This window comes from Alteromonas sp. V450, assembly GCF_001885075.1.
Lineage (GTDB): Bacteria > Pseudomonadota > Gammaproteobacteria > Enterobacterales > Alteromonadaceae > Alteromonas.
The window spans coordinates 3,822,037-3,837,816 of record NZ_MODU01000004.1 but is presented as its reverse complement, the minus strand read 5'-3'; the positions used below and the strand labels follow the sequence as shown (position 1 = coordinate 3,837,816).

Here is a 15,780-nt window from a genome sequence, read left to right as displayed (position 1 = left end):
CCATTTATATAATGTTTTACTATTATTCGCGGGCATTGGACGCTTAAAAGCTTATGAGGTATTCAAAGGGCTGAAAATATACCTCTGAATGTTGAATACAGGCTAAAGCGCACACTTTTTAGTCAACGGTAAAGTCATACTCCTTTTCGTACTATGTATTATGGTAAAGCGTGTGGCAGCGTTTGGTGAGGTTCGTTTTCACGCCACTTAATGCCTCTTAATACCTAGTTCTGGACGCTAACTCAGCTGAAATAAAACAGCAGTAGTGCACCTATAATCACAAGGGTTCCGCCAATTTGGCGCAGTTGATTGCTAGGCTGCTGGCTTATCTGAAGTAAATAGTTGCGCCATTTATTTGGAAAAAGAAGCGGCCCTATTCCCTCTATAATAAGTACCAAAGCGAAAGCGGGTAATAGCCACTCCATAACACTATCCTTAAATAAGTGTGACGTTAATATTTGCGTAGTCTTAGCGCAACGATTTACGCTTTCTGTTTCAGCGCGGTTAAATCAATATACTCTGGGGTGTGGTACAAACCGAAACCAAACCGTAAGCAATTTCCCCTAAAATCGGTAAGAATATGGTGTTCTTTGAGCGCTGACGCAAGGGCTTTTGTTTCATCGGCACTTTCTAATTCAAAGGTAAGGAAGTGCCCTCGGTTTGCTTCATCACTTACTGCTAGATGTTTTTCATTTAACAAGGGATGGTTGCAGGTAGCAAGTTTCTCTAGAAATGTGCGCTGCATGCCCATTACGTAATCGTTGATAGTGGCTACATCAATGCCATTGTCGTCGAACATACGAAGCACGGCTCTTAGTCTGTAGAGCGCAGTAAAATCCATGGTCGCACCGGCAAAGCGCATTCCATCTAAACTATATTGAACGCCCTCTTTGCCGCCTACTTTGCGAGGCTTATCTAGCTCGCCAAACTCTGCAAACCAGCCTGTATATACCGGTCTTAGCTCACAGCCCACTGGTACATGCGCAAAACATGCGCCCTCTCCTGCCTGGGCATATTTATAACTGCCTGAAAGATAGAAAATACGATGTGCAACCGGCGCTAAGTCAGTGGGCTTTGCCATAAAGCCGTGGTAGCCATCAACCACAATAAGGGTATTATCGTTTGTTACGCTGTTTACGATATCTGTAACATGGTTCACCACGTATCCAGAATTAAAAAATACCTGACTAAAAAAAACTAGCTCTGGATCATGTTCCGCAATTGCTGCCTTAAAGCGCGACGCAAACGTATTGTAGGGTTTTGTAGGTACGGTAATAAGTTCTATCGCACCCTGCTCTTGCAGCCTACTCGCTTGGCGCTGAAAACTGTGAAACTCGCTATCTGTCGACACGACTTTATATGGTGCAGCGCTCTCAATGCAGCTCATTATACGATACAGCAGCTCGTGTGTATTAGGCGCAAAAACGATTTGCTGTGGCGCACCGGTGTTAAGTATGTTGCTAATACGCTGCTGTAGCTCTGGCACCAACGTTTGAAAAAAGAATCCCCATTTTTCGTCAACATACTTAGCGCTGTCATCCCAGTAGTTAAGCATTGCCTCGCGTGTACAGTCTGGCCAAAAATAATGGCTGTGACACGCGTAGTGCTGCTTCCCCCGGCTTGCAGTTAAAAAGCCTTTGTACAATGTTTGGTAAGCCATTGTTGCCACTCTTATGCCATTTGATAGTCCGCGTAACATTAGCAAACTTGCAATTTTTAAGCATGATCCTACCCTTGAGATAGACCAAAAAAGGGTTGTCTAGGGTGTAAATAGTTCTGGCCACCAACACTATATGAGTATATTTTTTTATACCATATTGTGCTTACACAACCCATAAAACTGCTATACAATATTGCTTTGCGTATAAATTAACATACGATATTGTACACCTTCGTACTTACAGGACTTGTATGCGTTTTCCAAAGTATGGAAATTTCTCCATTGATATTTCAGGTAATGTTCTTGAAGTTTACGCTACGGGCGCGTGGAATATAAAAACCACTGAGTTCTTCGTTGAAGAAATGCATAGCTTAATTGAGAGATTTGAAGGAAAGCCATGGGCGGCGTTGATGGATGGTCGCCGTTGGGTTTTATCAACACCAGAGTGCCAACGTTGTCTTGCCGATGCTATAAAAGTAAATATCGGTAAAGGGCTTTGCCGGTCGGCTTATGTATTAGACAGCGGCATGGTAAAGCGTGCACAACTTGAAAGAACGCACCCAGGACACATGAAAGCGCTCGACACTGATAATTATGAGAGAGAATATTTTGAAAAATATTTTGATGCCTTGAATTGGCTCGACCAACAAGGCTTTTCTCCAATACTTTCGAAAGGCCAGTAAGAGGGTCGCAACGGCATTGTACCTTGCAACCCTGTGATAACCTATTGCCTAATAAAGTAGGCTGTAGACCTTCCTTCGGTACTCTGATTTGAGCGGATCACCATCGGCCAATGCATTCATCATATCCATCATTAGCTTTCTAGCATCGCCAAACCCAAGTTCTTTCTTTAGTACACTATAGAGAAGTTCGAGTGCATCTTGTGCTTTGTTGGCTTGCTGCAGCTGTACCGCTAAATCCACTTTAAGCTGCAAATCATCTGGGTTCGCTTCTACTGCTGCTTGAAGCTGACGAATTTCCGGGGTGTCTGCGGCTTGTTCTGCCAATTCAACTTTGCCTACCAAACTCTTGTAACGCGAGTCTTGGTCCACCAGCTTAATTTCTTCCAGTAAAGCCTTTGCCATATCGATAGAACCCGTCTCAATATAGCAATCGATAAGCATATATTTAGCGTTTATATTGTCAGGATTAAGAGCAAGGGCCTCTTTTGCCGCAGGTAATGCCTCTGCATACTCACCTTGCTGAATTGCTTTACCCGCAGTAGCTAGTAAATCATCTTCTGGGTTGGGCAAATATTTAGCGAGCATTTCGCGAATTTGCTGCTCTGGTTGCACGCCAGCAAAACCATCAACAGGCTGGCCGTTTTGCACAACCATTACCGTTGGCAGGCTTCTAATACCAAACTGTGCAGCCACTTCTTGCTGCGCTTCGCAGTCTACTTTAGCCAAAATTAGATGCTGGCTAAATTCCCCCGCCAGCTTTTCTAATATGGGCATAAGGTCTTTACAGGGTTCGCACCAATCAGCCCAAAAATCAATGAGTACTACTTTGTCTTGCGATGCTTCGACTATGATTTGCTGAAAGTTTTCTACCGTAATATCTACGATGGTTGCTTGACTATTTGCAACGATATTTTCCATAACGCAGGCCTTAAATTTCTTATACTGAGAGGAATATGGGGCAGGCGGCTTTAAATTACAAGGTTAACATCGGCCATCTTTCTCCTTTGGTCTTGCGCTGGGTCACCGGTTAATCTTATCTTTTGTCCAGTTTCAGCCAGTCTACATCTTCGTGTAAAAAATCATTCTTTTTTTGTCGTATTCGCGACAATTTAATGCAGAGCAAAGTGTTAATGTTATGTAAATAACCTAAATTATGCTACTTCGCTCCTGCAAACTATAAGATTTTAGCCGAGAGGTATTTATGTCTGAACAAGCCAGTGCTGATACTCATTTTGCTTCATTCAAAGAGTTTTACCCGTTTTATTTAAATGAACACAGAGATAGCAAATGCCGCACGCTTCATTTTATCGGTTCTTGGTTGGTACTCGGGGTTATAGCGCTAGCCATATTTTTGGCTAGCTGGACGCTACTATGGTTTATTCCGCTTGTCGGGTATGGCTTCGCTTGGGTTGGTCATTTCTTTTTTGAAAAAAATCGCCCTGCGACGTTTAAACACCCGCTTTACAGCTTGATGGGCGACTGGGTCATGTTCAAAGATATTCTTGTCGGGAAAATTAGTCTTAAAGGCGAATAAAGTGCTCAAAGATTAATTGGCGCCCAGCCCTACGTTCATTTCGACAGCACTCATGCGCTACATGCGAGGGGCAGTAATGCGATAAATGTTGAGATGTGCGCTTTTAACGACCAATCCAGCCTCTTCACCGCACATGCTTTACATAAAAGAAATGAAAGCGATATGGTTAGAAGAACGTTCGCAGCTTGCTACATTTTCGTTAAGGTTTACGTTAAACGCTTGATAGCGAACATTCTACCTATTGCGCTTAGCGCAAAAAATAAAAGGAACAAACATGTTTGCGTCTCGTTTCGCTTCACGTCCCATGCGCAAGGGCTTATTTAATAGTTCGACAGCATTGTCGCTGTTAGTGTTAGGTTTAGGGTTAAACCATGCCAATGCCCAGCCTGCAAATGTATCAGAGCCAAATTCGCTCACCTACGAGGATACTTTTAACCTCGAATTTGTTGCTAATCCGCAGTTTATTGATAAAGACACCGTTATCTATGCTCGTCAGAGTATGGATATTATGACCGATAGTAGGCAAAGCAGACTATGGCAGGTAAATGTAAAGTCAGGCGAGCATCGCCCCTTCATAGATTTAGATGAAAACGTGTCACAAGCTACTCTCTCTCCAAACGGAAAAATGGTGGCTTACACGAAATCGTTGAATGGTCGCGCACAAATATACCTTTACTATTTGGACACTATGCAGTCTGTGCGTTTAACCAATACCAGCGCAACACCTCGTCAATTAACATGGTCCAACGACAGCAAAACCTTGGCGTTTACACAATTTGTGCAAGTTAAGGAAAAGCCCTTATTCACTGGCATGCCAAAGAAGCCTAAAGGCGCACGGTGGGCCAAGCAGGGCGCATACATTGATGCCGTACAGTATAGAGGCGACGGCAGGGGGTACTTAAGCGAAGGTTTCGATCAAATCTTTGTATTACCCGTTGAAGGCGGCACGCCTCGTCAATTAACAACAGGAAAATTCCCTAGCGGCGGTACCCTTTCTTTTTCTCGCGACAGCAGCTGGATTTATTTTGCCACCCCGAACCGCGAAGACTATGCGCTGCACCCAACGTTCAGCGACATCTTTAAGGTACACGTTGATACGGCAGCTATTGAACAAGTCACCGATATTGAAGGAGCGGAGAGCAAACCCACTTTGAGCCCTGACGGCAAATACCTCGCGTTTACTCAGCTAGATGATAGAAAACTCTCTTATCAAAATAGCGATTTGACAATACTGGAGCTTGAAAGCGGAAAAATTACCCGTTTAACAACATCGTTAGATAGAAACCTAGGTAAATTTATATGGCGTCAAGACAGTCGCGGGTTGGTCTTCTCATACCTTGATCACGGCGAGACGAAGCTTGCCATGGTCGGTCTGAAAGGCAATGTAAAGCCTATGGATGTAACGCTTGGTGGACAAGCTCTTGGACGTCCTTACACGTCAGGCGATTTTACGATGAGTCAAAGCGGACACGTTATATATACCACGGCTGGACGCACAATGCCTGGCGACCTCGCACTTTACAGAAAAGGTAAAGAGGATAAACAACTTACCGATTTAAATCGCGATGCGCTGGGTCATAAAACTTTAGCGCAAGTACAAGACCTAGCGGTTGTGTCGAGTGTGGACGAGCGTGCGATAGACGCATGGGTTGCTTTGCCCCCCGGTTTTGATAGGAATAAAAAGTATCCGCTAATATTAGAAATTCATGGCGGACCTCATGCCGCCTACGGCCCCCACTTCGCAATGGAAATACAACTTATGGCCGCACAGGGGTACGTTGTGGTTTGGTCTAATCCAAGAGGCAGCAGTTCCTACGGTGAAGATTTCGGTAATTTGATCCATCACAATTACCCATCAGAAGACTATAACGACCTAATGGACGTAGTCGACACCATATTAGAAAAAGGCTATGTTGATACTGAAAACCTGTTCATAACCGGGGGCTCGGGGGGCGGCACGCTTACTGCGTGGTCAATTGGTAAAACAAACCGCTTTCGCGCCGCTGTTGTTGCAAAGCCCGTTATTAACTGGATGAGCTTCACATTGACCGCAGACGCATACCCGTACTTTAGCCAGTATTGGATGGAAGGTATGCCTTGGACTATTGCTGATAAACTTTGGCAGCGCAGCCCACTAAGCTTGGTTGGAAACGTGAAAACGCCTACCATGTTGCTTACTGGTGAAGCAGACCATCGCACGCCGATCAGTGAAACGGAACAGTATTATCAAGCATTGAAATTACAAGGCATAGATGCGGCTATGGTAAGAATTCCAGGTGCTTCTCATGGGATCGCCAGTCGTCCTTCACGCCTGATCCAGAAAGTAGGTAATATTGTGGCGTGGTTTGAACGTTACAAGAAAGACGATAGTGAATAATACGTTGAAAATACACGCAATCTATTAACTATTGAAAAAGGCGCCTACGGCGCCTTTTTTATTTTTGGTTTGACGCTACTTGGTCAGCTTTAGCACTTTACCGTTAGGTGCATCAGTTAATAGATAAATAGCACCGTCTGGAGCAACTTCAACATCGCGGATCCGATCGTGATTGTCGCGAACATATTCAAACTGTTCAACGGGCTTACCATCTTCAACCTTTATGCGACGAAGATGCGTGAACTTAAGTGAGCCCACTAATACATCACCGTTCCATTCTTTAAACATATCGCCTTTGTAAAACGCTAGTCCGCTTGGGGCGATAGAAGGGTCCCAATAAACCCATGGCTGCTTCATGCCTTCCATGTGGGTTTTGTCACTGATAATGTCGCCACTGTAGTCAACACCGTAGGTAATTACCGGCCAGCCGTAGTTAGCGCCACGCTCAAGGATATTGATTTCATCTCCACCTTTCGGTCCGTGCTCCATCGCCCATACAGCTCCAGTTTCAGGATGAATAGTTACACCTTGCACATTTCGGTGACCATAGCTGAATATCTCAGGGGCTTTGCCGCTAATGAAAGGGTTATCTGCTACCGCGCTGCCGTCGCGGTTTATGCGCACAATTTTACCAAAGTGGTTGTCGGTGTTCTGCGCTTCTTTCATGTACTTGTAGCGGTCGCCCATTGTGACGTACAAATGCTTGTCAGCATCAAACGTTAAACGACACCCAAAGTGAAAGCCGTTATCGACAATAGAATCGGCACTAAAAATAACATCAACATTTTCAAGGCCTGAGCTATTGAGCTGAGCCTTTGCAACACTGCTACTACTGCCCGGTTTTCCCTCTACATCACTTTTTTTGCTATAACAGAAGTAAATAGTATTGTTACTGGCAAAATCTGGGTCGATAGCGATGTCCAGCATTCCACCTTGGTTCTGCGCAACAACTTCAGGTACATTGCTTAAGCGCCCAGATAAGGTGCCATCTTTTGATAAACGCTGAATGCCTCCTGCACGTTCCGTTACCAACAGGTCACCATTTGGCAAAAATGCCATACCCCATGGATGTGCCAGCCCTTCAGCCAGCGTAGTTACGGTTATGTCGTTGTCGGTGATTTCGTGAGCTTCATCATGCTTGTGATCGCCATGCGCCAAAGCAGATTGGCTCACTGTTAGCGCCATTACACAAGCAATCGACTGTGCTATCGCACTAATAGGTTTGAAAGGTACAGATAATATGTTGGATGGTTTCATCACTAGGAGCCTCGTGTAAAGAAGCTGTGCTCCTGCCACACAGGCTTCTTTTATTATTCTAGTTGAACACAGTATACAAAAAAGGGCACAGCGCTGCTGTACCCTTTATGATTAACTTACTCGCTTATGCGATAAAAATGATTTGTCGATTAAGCCTAGGTTCAATCGTAGTTAACACGTTTACTTAAGCGACGTGCAAATAATCAATTTACTTTGGTAAAGTTGCGCGAAGCATCCACGCAGTTTTTTCGTGAACGCGCATACGATCACCAATTAATGCTGCAGATGATTCATCGTCAGCGTCTTGCGCTAGTTTTAGCGATTCACGGCAAGTTTTCACTACTTGCTCATGACCATGTGTTAGCAGCCTAACCATTTCTGTTGCCTCTGGCACGCCTTCCACTTCTTCAATTGAACTAAGCTCAGCGAACGACTTATATGTGCCTGGAGCCGCAACACCTAGAGTACGAATACGCTCTGCAATTTCGTCTACGGCCTCGGCAAGTTCAGTGTAGTGCTCTTCAAACATCAAATGCAATTCTCGAAACTGTGGGCCTTCCACATTCCAGTGAAAATTATGCGTTTGAAGGTACAATGTATAAGAGTCGGCCAACAGCTTCTTTAGGCCTTCTGCTACTGCGTTACGATCGCTCTCAGAAATACCAATATCAATCTTGCTCATGTCACACTCCTTAACGTTAAAACCGTTTTTGAATTTTTCATCAGTCCACTTATGGTAGATGAAAAACATGGGTTTAAATAATATAGGATAATAATACTACAGAAGTGTTGATTCAGATTAACGGTTTAATTGATTGAGTGCATCGTATTCATTGATGACTCTCTGCGTCCTGACCTAGCCCCATATTAATGGTGATTATGGTGACTTTCGCCGGCTTCTTTTTTAACCGGCAGAGTTACCTGCAGTTCACTCGCATCGCTAAACTTGAGGGTTAGTGCTATCTCTCCATCCTCTTCTAGCCCCTTGTTCAATCCCATCAACATGACGTGGCGGCCGCCTGATTCAAACGACACCATCTCGTCTGCTTTTATGATGACACCGTCAGTGAGCTCACGCATTTTCATGACATCGTCTTCCATAACCGTTGTATGGATTTGCGCTTCGCTAGCTATATCGCTGGATACTGAGACAGAAACCAATGTTTTATCGACGTCACTGTGGTTATGCAGAGTAAAGTAAACTGCGCCGGTTTTTGCCAACGCAAAGGTTGCTCTGGCGTAGCCGTTCATTACCATAATATCCGATTGCTTGCTGGCATGTTCGTGGTGTTTTTCGTGCTTTTGGTGATTTCCGTGCTCGTCAGCATGCACAGTTGCAAGGCAAGACACGCCTATAAGAAATAAGCCGGTGACGAAAACTAGAGGTTGTAGCGGTTTGACAAAAGATGACATACAGTCTGCTCCGAAAAAGTACTCGATAGCAAGTGTACGTAAGTTTGGCATAGGAAAAAAGAGAGATGGTGCCGACTGCCGGAATCGAACTGGCGACCTACTGATTACAAGTCAGTTGCTCTACCAACTGAGCTAAGTCGGCACACTTTAAAAACCGCTGCCTAGACAGCGGATGCGTATTCTAGCGATAAACTTGAGGGTGTCAACCCTTTAATCGCGTTGCTTCGCTAATTAATTTCGGAAAGTACTCAAGTGGTAAATAATTGCTCAGTGCCATAAGCTTTTCACCTAGGCTTTCGTAGCTATTAGTCGTGACATTGATATGCCCCATCTTACGTTTTTCACGAACTGACTTGCCATACCAGTGAAGATGACTGCCATCAATACTCAACAAATCCCGTGAAAAGCTGCTGCAGCCAATAATATTTACCATCGCGCTGGGGCCAATAGCTGATGTATCGCCAAGAGGTAAGCCGCATACTGCACGCAAGTGATTTTCAAACTGACTAGTGACGGCGCCAGATTGGCTCCAATGACCAGAATTATGTACGCGCGGAGCAAGTTCATTGACAAGCAGTTTATCACCCACTTGAAATAGTTCTACGGCTAGTACACCAACATAGTCCATACCGGTCGCCAGTTTCGTAAAAATATCCTGGGCTTGAGTCTGAAGTGCGTTGTCAACGTGAGTGGCTGGCGCCACCGACACATGAAGCTGGCCTTGGTGATGCAGGTTTTCGGCAAGCGGATAGGTTCTTACGTCACCATTCGCATTGCGCACACCTATTAACGACAACTCTCTATCGAAAGCGACCATTTTTTCGACGACTAACGGAACAGCCTTTAAATCTAACCCTTGAAGCGCATTTTTTAACTCGGGTAAGTCAGTTTTATCAGTTAAACGCCACTGACCGTAACCGTCATAGCCATCACGGCTGGCTTTTAAGATAAGTTTATCACCAAGTTGCGCTACACAGTCGTCTAACTGGGAAAGTTCGGTAACGATTTTGTGCTCACAGTTTGCAACTTGCATACTCTCAAGCAGCTTTTTCTCGCGAACGCGATCTGCCCCCACCAGAATGCTGTCAAAATTAGGCATCAATTTATTGGTTCTTGCAGCGTCTTCTAACAGCCGCTCTGGTACATGTTCAAACTCGACAGTTAATGCATCTGCACTTTCTAACGCTTGTTCTAGTGATAAGTCTAGTGGTGTTTTACTTACGGGATGTACAACGGTTTCGTTGCTTACGTCCACAGCCTGAACTTCGATACCTAAGGGACTTCCCGCTAAGTACATCATTTGTGCAAGTTGTCCTGCGCCGTAAACTACAACTCTCATTCGTCTAGCTCCAAGGTATTGCTTGATGCCAAAACGGTATCTGTTTGTGCTTTTCTAAATGCAATTACGGCATCGCGTACGCGCTCGTCTTGCAACGCAACTACTTGAGCCGCTAGAAGACCCGCATTTGCTGCACCAGCCTCTCCTATCGCTAGTGTACCGACCGCAACGCCCTTCGGCATTTGAACAATAGAAAGCAGCGAGTCTAAACCGTTAAGCGCTTTTGATTTAACCGGGCAGCCAAACACGGGTAAGTGTGTGTGGGCAGCAATCATACCTGGTAAGTGTGCGGCGCCACCGGCACCTGCGATAATAGCGCTAAAACCTTCATCAGCAGCACTTTCTGCAAAATCGACTAGCAAGTTTGGTGTACGGTGCGCCGACACCACCTTAGCTTCAAATTCAACACCAAACGACTTCAGCATTTTTGCGGCCTGCTGCATTGTAGGCCAGTCTGAAGTTGAACCCATCACAATCGCGACTTTTGCCATCTAGAGATCCTCGGGTAGGTAAAGTGGACAACCTTTGAAAGGCGGCGATTGTAGCGTAAAAGCGTTTAAAATCCCACCGCTAATGGCTCGATAGCGTATAGCGTGACTTAGGCTAATCGTAAATCTCCGTTCTCCGTAGGAGGTGATCTATATTCAAATTTAGCGCCGTATTAACTTTAATTAATCTACTGAATAGTACGTAAACGGGGGCTAAATCCTAGAGTGTGTATACCGGCCTCTTTCACTCCTCGTTGCGTAAAAGACAAGAGGTTATCCAATGTCTAAACAGCATGAACCCGATGTCATCGATGAAGTTATTGAAGAAGTTCACGATGTGGTGTCTGATTTTCTAAACAGAGAAGCGGCACCCGGCATATTACTTATGGTTGCCACGTTACTTGCACTCATAATTGCAAATTCTCCCCTTGATACTTTGTATGACAAACTTATCAGTATGCCCGTACAGATTTCCGCAGGCTCGTTTATCATTGATAAGCCTCTTTTACTTTGGATAAACGATGGTCTAATGGCCATTTTTTTCTTTCACGTCGGCTTAGAGCTAAAGCGTGAAGTATGTGAAGGAGAGCTTGCAAACCCTAAGGATATTGTGTTGCCTACCGCCGGCGCCATAGGGGGTATGATCATACCCGCGCTAATCTACGTTGGTATTAACTGGGACAACCCCGTAGCGATAGCAGGATGGGCTATTCCTGCCGCCACTGATATTGCATTTGCGCTAGGTATACTAGCGCTTCTAGGAAGTCGTGTACCCACCAGTTTGAAAATATTTCTTGTCACACTTGCAATTATTGATGACATTGGAGCGATCGTCATTATCGCCCTGTTCTACACAGAGAACATTACCGCTGGTGCGCTTATTATTGCAGCGAGCTGTTTGGCATTGTTGTGGCAAATGAACAAGCGGAACGTTGTGGATATTCCAGCCTATATATTGGTTGGTATAGTACTTTGGGTAGCCATGCTAAAATCAGGTGTCCACGCCACACTAGCAGGTGTGGTGCTGGCGGGTTTCATACCAATGAGAGACGATAAAGATCCTTCGTATTCACCAGTTACCCGTCTCGAACATAGTTTAAATAGCTCTGTAAGCTTTGCCATATTGCCACTTTTCGCTTTCGCGAATGCTGGCATTAGCTTCGGTAATATAAGCCCCGAGGGGATTTTTCACCCCGTAACATTTGGTATCTTCTTAGGCCTAGTCGTTGGAAAACAACTAGGTGTATTTGGCTTCTGCTACCTGATGGTTAAGCTTAAATTAGCCACACTGCCGGAAGATCTAAATTTTAAGCATATTTATGGTTGTGCTCTGCTTTGTGGTGTGGGTTTCACTATGAGCTTGTTTATTGGGGGCCTGGCGTTTGCACAAACGGGAATTAATCAAATTTTCGATGAGCGAGTAGGCATTCTAGCAGGCTCTCTGGTTTCTGCGACTTTAGGTTTCATTGTGTTAAGACTCGTCAGTGATAATAAGAAAGACCACAAGGTCGCTGCAAATGCGAGTAAGTTTACCGGTAATACGGTTGACTAGCTCGTCTACGAGTTTTCGCTAAACCCCTGTTAAATGGCGGCAACTATGCCGCCATTTACTCATCGTACTTAACAGCAACAAAAGAGTGTATCTATGCAGCTAACGAGAACAATGCTGCTAATGTTGTGCCATGTAATCTAACGTAAAATTAGTTAACAACTTCACGCCAAGCTTCATACCCGAATCGTCTACATAGAACTCCGGCGTGTGATGAGCGGGGCTATCTTCTTCAGATACGTCTAACGGTTTACCACCTACCCACACATAAAGGCCCGGGACTTGCTCTTGGAAAAATGAAAAGTCCTCGGCACCAGTGACCGGTTTCGATAGCAGCGTATTTTGTATTCCGGCTGTTCGCTGGATTGTTGGGAGCATCTGCGCTGTTAATTCCGGATCGTTATAGGTGATCGGATAGGAGTAGTCTAAAGGCAAAGTAAGCTCTGCTTCAGCCCCCATGCTTTGGGCTATGGCGTTTACCTTGCGCGGTAGTGACTCGTAAATATGCTCACGCGCCGCTTTATTAAGGGTTCGAATAGTGCCAACCATTTCAACTTCACTAGGAATAATGTTCGAACGATTTCCTCCATGAATGGAACCAATAGACACTACTGCGGCGTCATCGATAAGCTTAAGTTCGCGGCTAACGATAGTTTGTATAGACATGATCATTTGTGCGGCAGTGACAACAGGGTCAACACTTTTCCAGGGATAAGCACCGTGCGCCTGCTTTCCGTTAATCACTATCTTAAAGGGGTCGACAGCGGCCATAGTCCCGCCTGAGTTATAGCGTACCTTGCCAACATCTGTGTTAGCATTTATGTGTAAACCAAATATAGCATCAACGTCAGGATTGCGAAGCACGCCTTCCTTGACCATAACCTCTGCTCCGCCGACCTCACCAGCTGGCGCCCCTTCTTCAGCAGGCTGGAAGATAAACTTAACTTTACCTTTTAACTCACTTTTTATGTCGGTTAAGATCTTTGCTGCGCCCATGAGCATTGCCATATGCGTGTCATGGCCACATGCGTGCATCACTGGTACTTCGTTACCATTGTATTCGCCGACCTGAGTTGAACGATATGCCAAGTCATTTTGCTCTTTAACAGGTAACCCATCCATATCAGCACGAAGCGCAACCACCGGCCCGGGTTTGCCTGAATCTAAAATTGCAACTACCCCCGTTTTAGCGATGCCGGTTTGAACATCTAACCCAAGGCTAGTGAGATAGTCAGCAATATACTTCGCCGTATTGACTTCTCTATTAGATAACTCAGGAAATTCATGGAAGTGGTGACGCCACTTTATCACGTCACTCTCGACATTATCTGCCATAGCATCGACATCGACTTTCGCAAAGCCAAAAGGAACACAGGCGATAGATAGCAGGAGGGATAGCATTTTTCGTTTCATAGTCGCTCTCTTGTTGTTATGGAAGGGTCCGGTGTAATTTAGACTAAACTAAATTTGCAGATAAGACATCTGCTACGAAATATAATCTGTCAAAGAAATGTAAAAACGTGGGCCAAAAAAAAACCTGCCAGTAGGCAGGTCTTTTTAACGATACATTGATTAACTTTTTTGACGACGCATGGCATCAAAAAACTCATCGTTCGTTTTTGTCATCGACAGTTTACTTATCAAGAAGTCCATCGCGTCAATCTCTGACATCTCATGAACGATTTTGCGAAGGATCCACATTTTCTGTAGTTCGTCCTGGGCAGTAAGTAATTCTTCACGGCGAGTGCCTGAGCGGTTAAAGTCGATTGCTGGGAACACACGCTTTTCCGCAATTTTACGGTTAAGGTGTAGTTCCATGTTACCCGTACCTTTAAACTCTTCGTAGATAACTTCGTCCATTTTAGAGCCGGTGTCGATTAGCGCAGTTGCGATAATAGTTAAACTACCACCCTCTTCTACATTACGCGCCGCACCAAAGAATCGCTTTGGTTTGTGCAGAGCATTCGCATCAACACCACCAGTAAGCACCTTGCCCGATGACGGGATGACCGTGTTGTACGCACGAGCAAGACGTGTAATTGAGTCCAGCAAGATAACTACGTCTTTTTTGTGCTCTACAAGGCGCTTGGCTTTCTCGATAACCATTTCAGCAACCTGAACGTGACGGCTAGCTGGCTCGTCAAAGGTTGAAGCGACGACCTCGCCTTGCACAAGGCGGTGCATTTCAGTTACTTCTTCTGGGCGTTCATCAATAAGCAACACCATTAATTCACATTCTGGGTGATTAGCGGCGATTGACTGTGCGATATTCTGAAGAAGAAGAGTTTTACCCGCTTTTGGCGGTGCAACAATAAGACCACGCTGGCCTTTACCAATTGGCGACGCAAGGTCGAGCACACGTGCGGTAATATCTTCTGTCGAACCATTGCCACGCTCCATGCGTAAGCGGTCTGCCGCGTGCAGCGGTGTAAGGTTCTCAAAAAGGATTTTGTTGCGTGAGTTTTCAGGCTTGTCGAAGTTTACTTCGCGAATTTTTAAAAGGGCAAAATAACGCTCGCTGTCTTTCGGAGGGCGTATTTTTCCAGCAATGGTATCACCCGTGCGCAAGTTAAAGCGACGAATCTGACTAGGAGAGACGTAAATATCATCTGGACCTGCAAGATACGAAGAGTCAGCTGAACGCAAAAAGCCAAAGCCGTCCTGCAATATTTCTAAAACTCCATCCCCGAAAATATCTTCACCGCTTTTCGCGTGTGTTTTCAGTATAGAGAAAATGATGTCTTGTTTTCTGGCGCGTGCCATGTTTTCCAGGCCCATTTCTTCGGCCAGGGCAACCAACTCGCTAATTGGTTTGTTCTTTAATTCAGTTAAATTCATACTGGTGGGTCTTTGTGCTTGAACTTCGCTTACAGGACTAATAGTCACTCTGTTCTAGTTTAGATTTGATTTCGCCCGGATGTGGACGTAAGCAGAATGCTGCTCGGGTGAGCGCTAATCAAAAGTTAGCACTATATTTAACCAACGTCCAGCCTTTTACTACTCAAATGTTAAATATTTATCGCTAGCGCTGCCGGAAACAATCAATAGAACTGTAAAAACAAAAAACCGGTACTAACGAAAGCACCGGTTTTTTTAAATAGTAATTTTTACTTAAAGGTTTTCGTTAAGGAACTCTGTTAGCTGCGTTTTAGATAGCGCACCTACTTTAGTTGCCGCAACGTTTCCGTTTTTGAAAAGTAGCAATGTTGGAATACCACGAATACCATATTTCGGTGGAGTTTCGTTATTTTCATCGACATTCAACTTGCCAACTGTTAACTTGCCATCAAACTCGGTCGCTACTTCTTCCAAGATTGGGGCGATCATTTTACACGGGCCACACCATTCGGCCCAGAAGTCAACCAGTACAGGACCTTCAGCATTGATAACATCTGCCTCGAATTTATCGTCAGATAACTGGATAATTTTGTCGCTCATTCTTTTCTCCATTATTGGTCTGCCGCTGATTTGTCTCAGCAC

Annotated in this window: 15 protein-coding genes and 1 tRNA gene; 4 read left to right on the top strand and 12 right to left on the bottom strand. The window is 44.9% G+C overall.

From position 1 onward, the window contains the following. Positions 1 to 242 precede the first annotated feature (242 nt). Entirely contained in the window at positions 243 to 425 is a 183-nt protein-coding gene (locus BK026_RS16875; RefSeq protein ID WP_071816877.1) for a DUF2065 domain-containing protein, read from the bottom strand. Between the two features lie 56 nt (positions 426 to 481). Then, on the bottom strand, positions 482 to 1,660 hold the full coding sequence (locus BK026_RS16870) for an aminotransferase class V-fold PLP-dependent enzyme (RefSeq protein ID WP_071816876.1): 1,179 nt from the start codon (positions 1,658 to 1,660) through the stop codon (positions 482 to 484). 251 nt (positions 1,661 to 1,911) lie between these two features. On the opposite strand from BK026_RS16870, the gene BK026_RS16865 reads away from it, so the two are divergent. Further along, the gene (locus BK026_RS16865; protein ID WP_071816875.1) at positions 1,912 to 2,343 is read left to right on the top strand and encodes a hypothetical protein; all 432 of its coding nucleotides are present in this window, start codon (positions 1,912 to 1,914) and stop codon (positions 2,341 to 2,343) included. A 48-nt stretch (positions 2,344 to 2,391) separates the two neighbouring features. On the opposite strand, the gene trxA (BK026_RS16860) is transcribed toward BK026_RS16865, so the two are convergent. Further along, positions 2,392 to 3,261 (bottom strand): thioredoxin, encoded by an 870-nt coding sequence (gene trxA / locus BK026_RS16860; protein WP_071816874.1) that lies wholly within the window; start codon positions 3,259 to 3,261, stop codon positions 2,392 to 2,394. Positions 3,262 to 3,544: 283 nt separating this feature from the next. Here trxA (BK026_RS16860) and BK026_RS16855 point away from each other — a divergent pair, with 283 nt between their 5' ends. Then, positions 3,545 to 3,877: a DUF962 domain-containing protein gene (locus BK026_RS16855; RefSeq protein ID WP_071816873.1), complete on the top strand. Its 333-nt coding sequence runs from the start codon at positions 3,545 to 3,547 to the stop codon at positions 3,875 to 3,877. Positions 3,878 to 4,151: 274 nt separating this feature from the next. Further along, positions 4,152 to 6,254 carry a S9 family peptidase gene (locus tag BK026_RS16850; protein WP_083575184.1) on the top strand — a complete coding sequence of 701 codons (2,103 nt, stop codon included), beginning with the start codon at positions 4,152 to 4,154 and terminating at the stop codon, positions 6,252 to 6,254. Positions 6,255 to 6,329: 75 nt separating this feature from the next. Here the strand turns inward: BK026_RS16850 and BK026_RS16845 are convergent, their stop codons facing one another. From BK026_RS16845 to purE, 6 genes are all read right to left on the bottom strand, one after another. Further along, entirely contained in the window at positions 6,330 to 7,511 is a 1,182-nt protein-coding gene (locus tag BK026_RS16845; RefSeq protein WP_071816872.1) for a PQQ-dependent sugar dehydrogenase, read from the bottom strand. Between the two features lie 208 nt (positions 7,512 to 7,719). Continuing rightward, positions 7,720 to 8,193 carry a Dps family protein gene (locus BK026_RS16840; protein WP_014948101.1) on the bottom strand — a complete coding sequence of 158 codons (474 nt, stop codon included), beginning with the start codon at positions 8,191 to 8,193 and terminating at the stop codon, positions 7,720 to 7,722. Between the two features lie 185 nt (positions 8,194 to 8,378). Further along, a complete protein-coding gene (locus BK026_RS16835) occupies positions 8,379 to 8,924 on the bottom strand; it encodes a copper chaperone PCu(A)C (protein WP_071816871.1) in 546 nt (181 codons plus the stop codon). Positions 8,925 to 8,990: 66 nt separating this feature from the next. Continuing rightward, a tRNA-Thr gene (locus BK026_RS16830) sits at positions 8,991 to 9,066 on the bottom strand. Positions 9,067 to 9,126: 60 nt separating this feature from the next. Next, positions 9,127 to 10,263, bottom strand: a complete 1,137-nt coding sequence (locus tag BK026_RS16825) for a 5-(carboxyamino)imidazole ribonucleotide synthase (RefSeq protein WP_071816870.1) — start codon at positions 10,261 to 10,263, stop codon at positions 9,127 to 9,129. Next, a complete protein-coding gene (gene purE, locus BK026_RS16820) occupies positions 10,260 to 10,754 on the bottom strand; it encodes a 5-(carboxyamino)imidazole ribonucleotide mutase (RefSeq protein ID WP_071816869.1) in 495 nt (164 codons plus the stop codon). The genes BK026_RS16825 and purE overlap by 4 nt, the downstream gene beginning before the upstream one ends. Before the next feature lie 277 nt (positions 10,755 to 11,031). On the opposite strand from purE, the gene nhaA reads away from it, so the two are divergent. Beyond that, entirely contained in the window at positions 11,032 to 12,303 is a 1,272-nt protein-coding gene (gene nhaA, locus BK026_RS16815; RefSeq protein WP_071816868.1) for a Na+/H+ antiporter NhaA, read from the top strand. A gap of 117 nt (positions 12,304 to 12,420) precedes the next feature. Here nhaA and BK026_RS16810 read toward each other — a convergent pair whose 3' ends face one another. From BK026_RS16810 to trxA (BK026_RS16800), 3 genes are all read right to left on the bottom strand, one after another. Next, on the bottom strand, positions 12,421 to 13,713 hold the full coding sequence (locus BK026_RS16810; RefSeq protein ID WP_071816867.1) for an amidohydrolase: 1,293 nt from the start codon (positions 13,711 to 13,713) through the stop codon (positions 12,421 to 12,423). A gap of 159 nt (positions 13,714 to 13,872) precedes the next feature. Continuing rightward, a complete protein-coding gene (gene rho, locus BK026_RS16805; protein ID WP_083575108.1) occupies positions 13,873 to 15,138 on the bottom strand; it encodes a transcription termination factor Rho in 1,266 nt (421 codons plus the stop codon). A gap of 273 nt (positions 15,139 to 15,411) precedes the next feature. Further along, positions 15,412 to 15,738 carry a thioredoxin TrxA gene (gene trxA / locus BK026_RS16800; RefSeq protein ID WP_071817736.1) on the bottom strand — a complete coding sequence of 109 codons (327 nt, stop codon included), beginning with the start codon at positions 15,736 to 15,738 and terminating at the stop codon, positions 15,412 to 15,414. Between the last annotated feature and the right edge of the window lie 42 nt (positions 15,739 to 15,780).

What these genes read in the sequence shown, in the direction of transcription:
- BK026_RS16875 (WP_071816877.1), bottom strand. Translation starts at nt 425, where the DNA reads ATGGAGTGGCTATTACCCGCTTTCGCTTTGGTACTTATTATAGAGGGA.
- trxA (WP_071817736.1), bottom strand. Translation starts at nt 15,738, where the DNA reads ATGAGCGACAAAATTATCCAGTTATCTGACGATAAATTCGAGGCAGAT.
- BK026_RS16845 (WP_071816872.1), bottom strand. Translation starts at nt 7,511, where the DNA reads ATGAAACCATCCAACATATTATCTGTACCTTTCAAACCTATTAGTGCG.
- BK026_RS16810 (WP_071816867.1), bottom strand. Translation starts at nt 13,713, where the DNA reads ATGAAACGAAAAATGCTATCCCTCCTGCTATCTATCGCCTGTGTTCCT.
- BK026_RS16825 (WP_071816870.1), bottom strand. Translation starts at nt 10,263, where the DNA reads ATGAGAGTTGTAGTTTACGGCGCAGGACAACTTGCACAAATGATGTAC.
- BK026_RS16850 (WP_083575184.1), top strand. Translation starts at nt 4,152, where the DNA reads ATGTTTGCGTCTCGTTTCGCTTCACGTCCCATGCGCAAGGGCTTATTT.
- nhaA (WP_071816868.1), top strand. Translation starts at nt 11,032, where the DNA reads ATGTCTAAACAGCATGAACCCGATGTCATCGATGAAGTTATTGAAGAA.
- purE (WP_071816869.1), bottom strand. Translation starts at nt 10,754, where the DNA reads ATGGCAAAAGTCGCGATTGTGATGGGTTCAACTTCAGACTGGCCTACA.
- BK026_RS16835 (WP_071816871.1), bottom strand. Translation starts at nt 8,924, where the DNA reads ATGTCATCTTTTGTCAAACCGCTACAACCTCTAGTTTTCGTCACCGGC.
- rho (WP_083575108.1), bottom strand. Translation starts at nt 15,138, where the DNA reads ATGAATTTAACTGAATTAAAGAACAAACCAATTAGCGAGTTGGTTGCC.
- BK026_RS16855 (WP_071816873.1), top strand. Translation starts at nt 3,545, where the DNA reads ATGTCTGAACAAGCCAGTGCTGATACTCATTTTGCTTCATTCAAAGAG.
- BK026_RS16865 (WP_071816875.1), top strand. Translation starts at nt 1,912, where the DNA reads ATGCGTTTTCCAAAGTATGGAAATTTCTCCATTGATATTTCAGGTAAT.
- trxA (WP_071816874.1), bottom strand. Translation starts at nt 3,261, where the DNA reads ATGGAAAATATCGTTGCAAATAGTCAAGCAACCATCGTAGATATTACG.
- BK026_RS16870 (WP_071816876.1), bottom strand. Translation starts at nt 1,660, where the DNA reads ATGGCTTACCAAACATTGTACAAAGGCTTTTTAACTGCAAGCCGGGGG.
- BK026_RS16840 (WP_014948101.1), bottom strand. Translation starts at nt 8,193, where the DNA reads ATGAGCAAGATTGATATTGGTATTTCTGAGAGCGATCGTAACGCAGTA.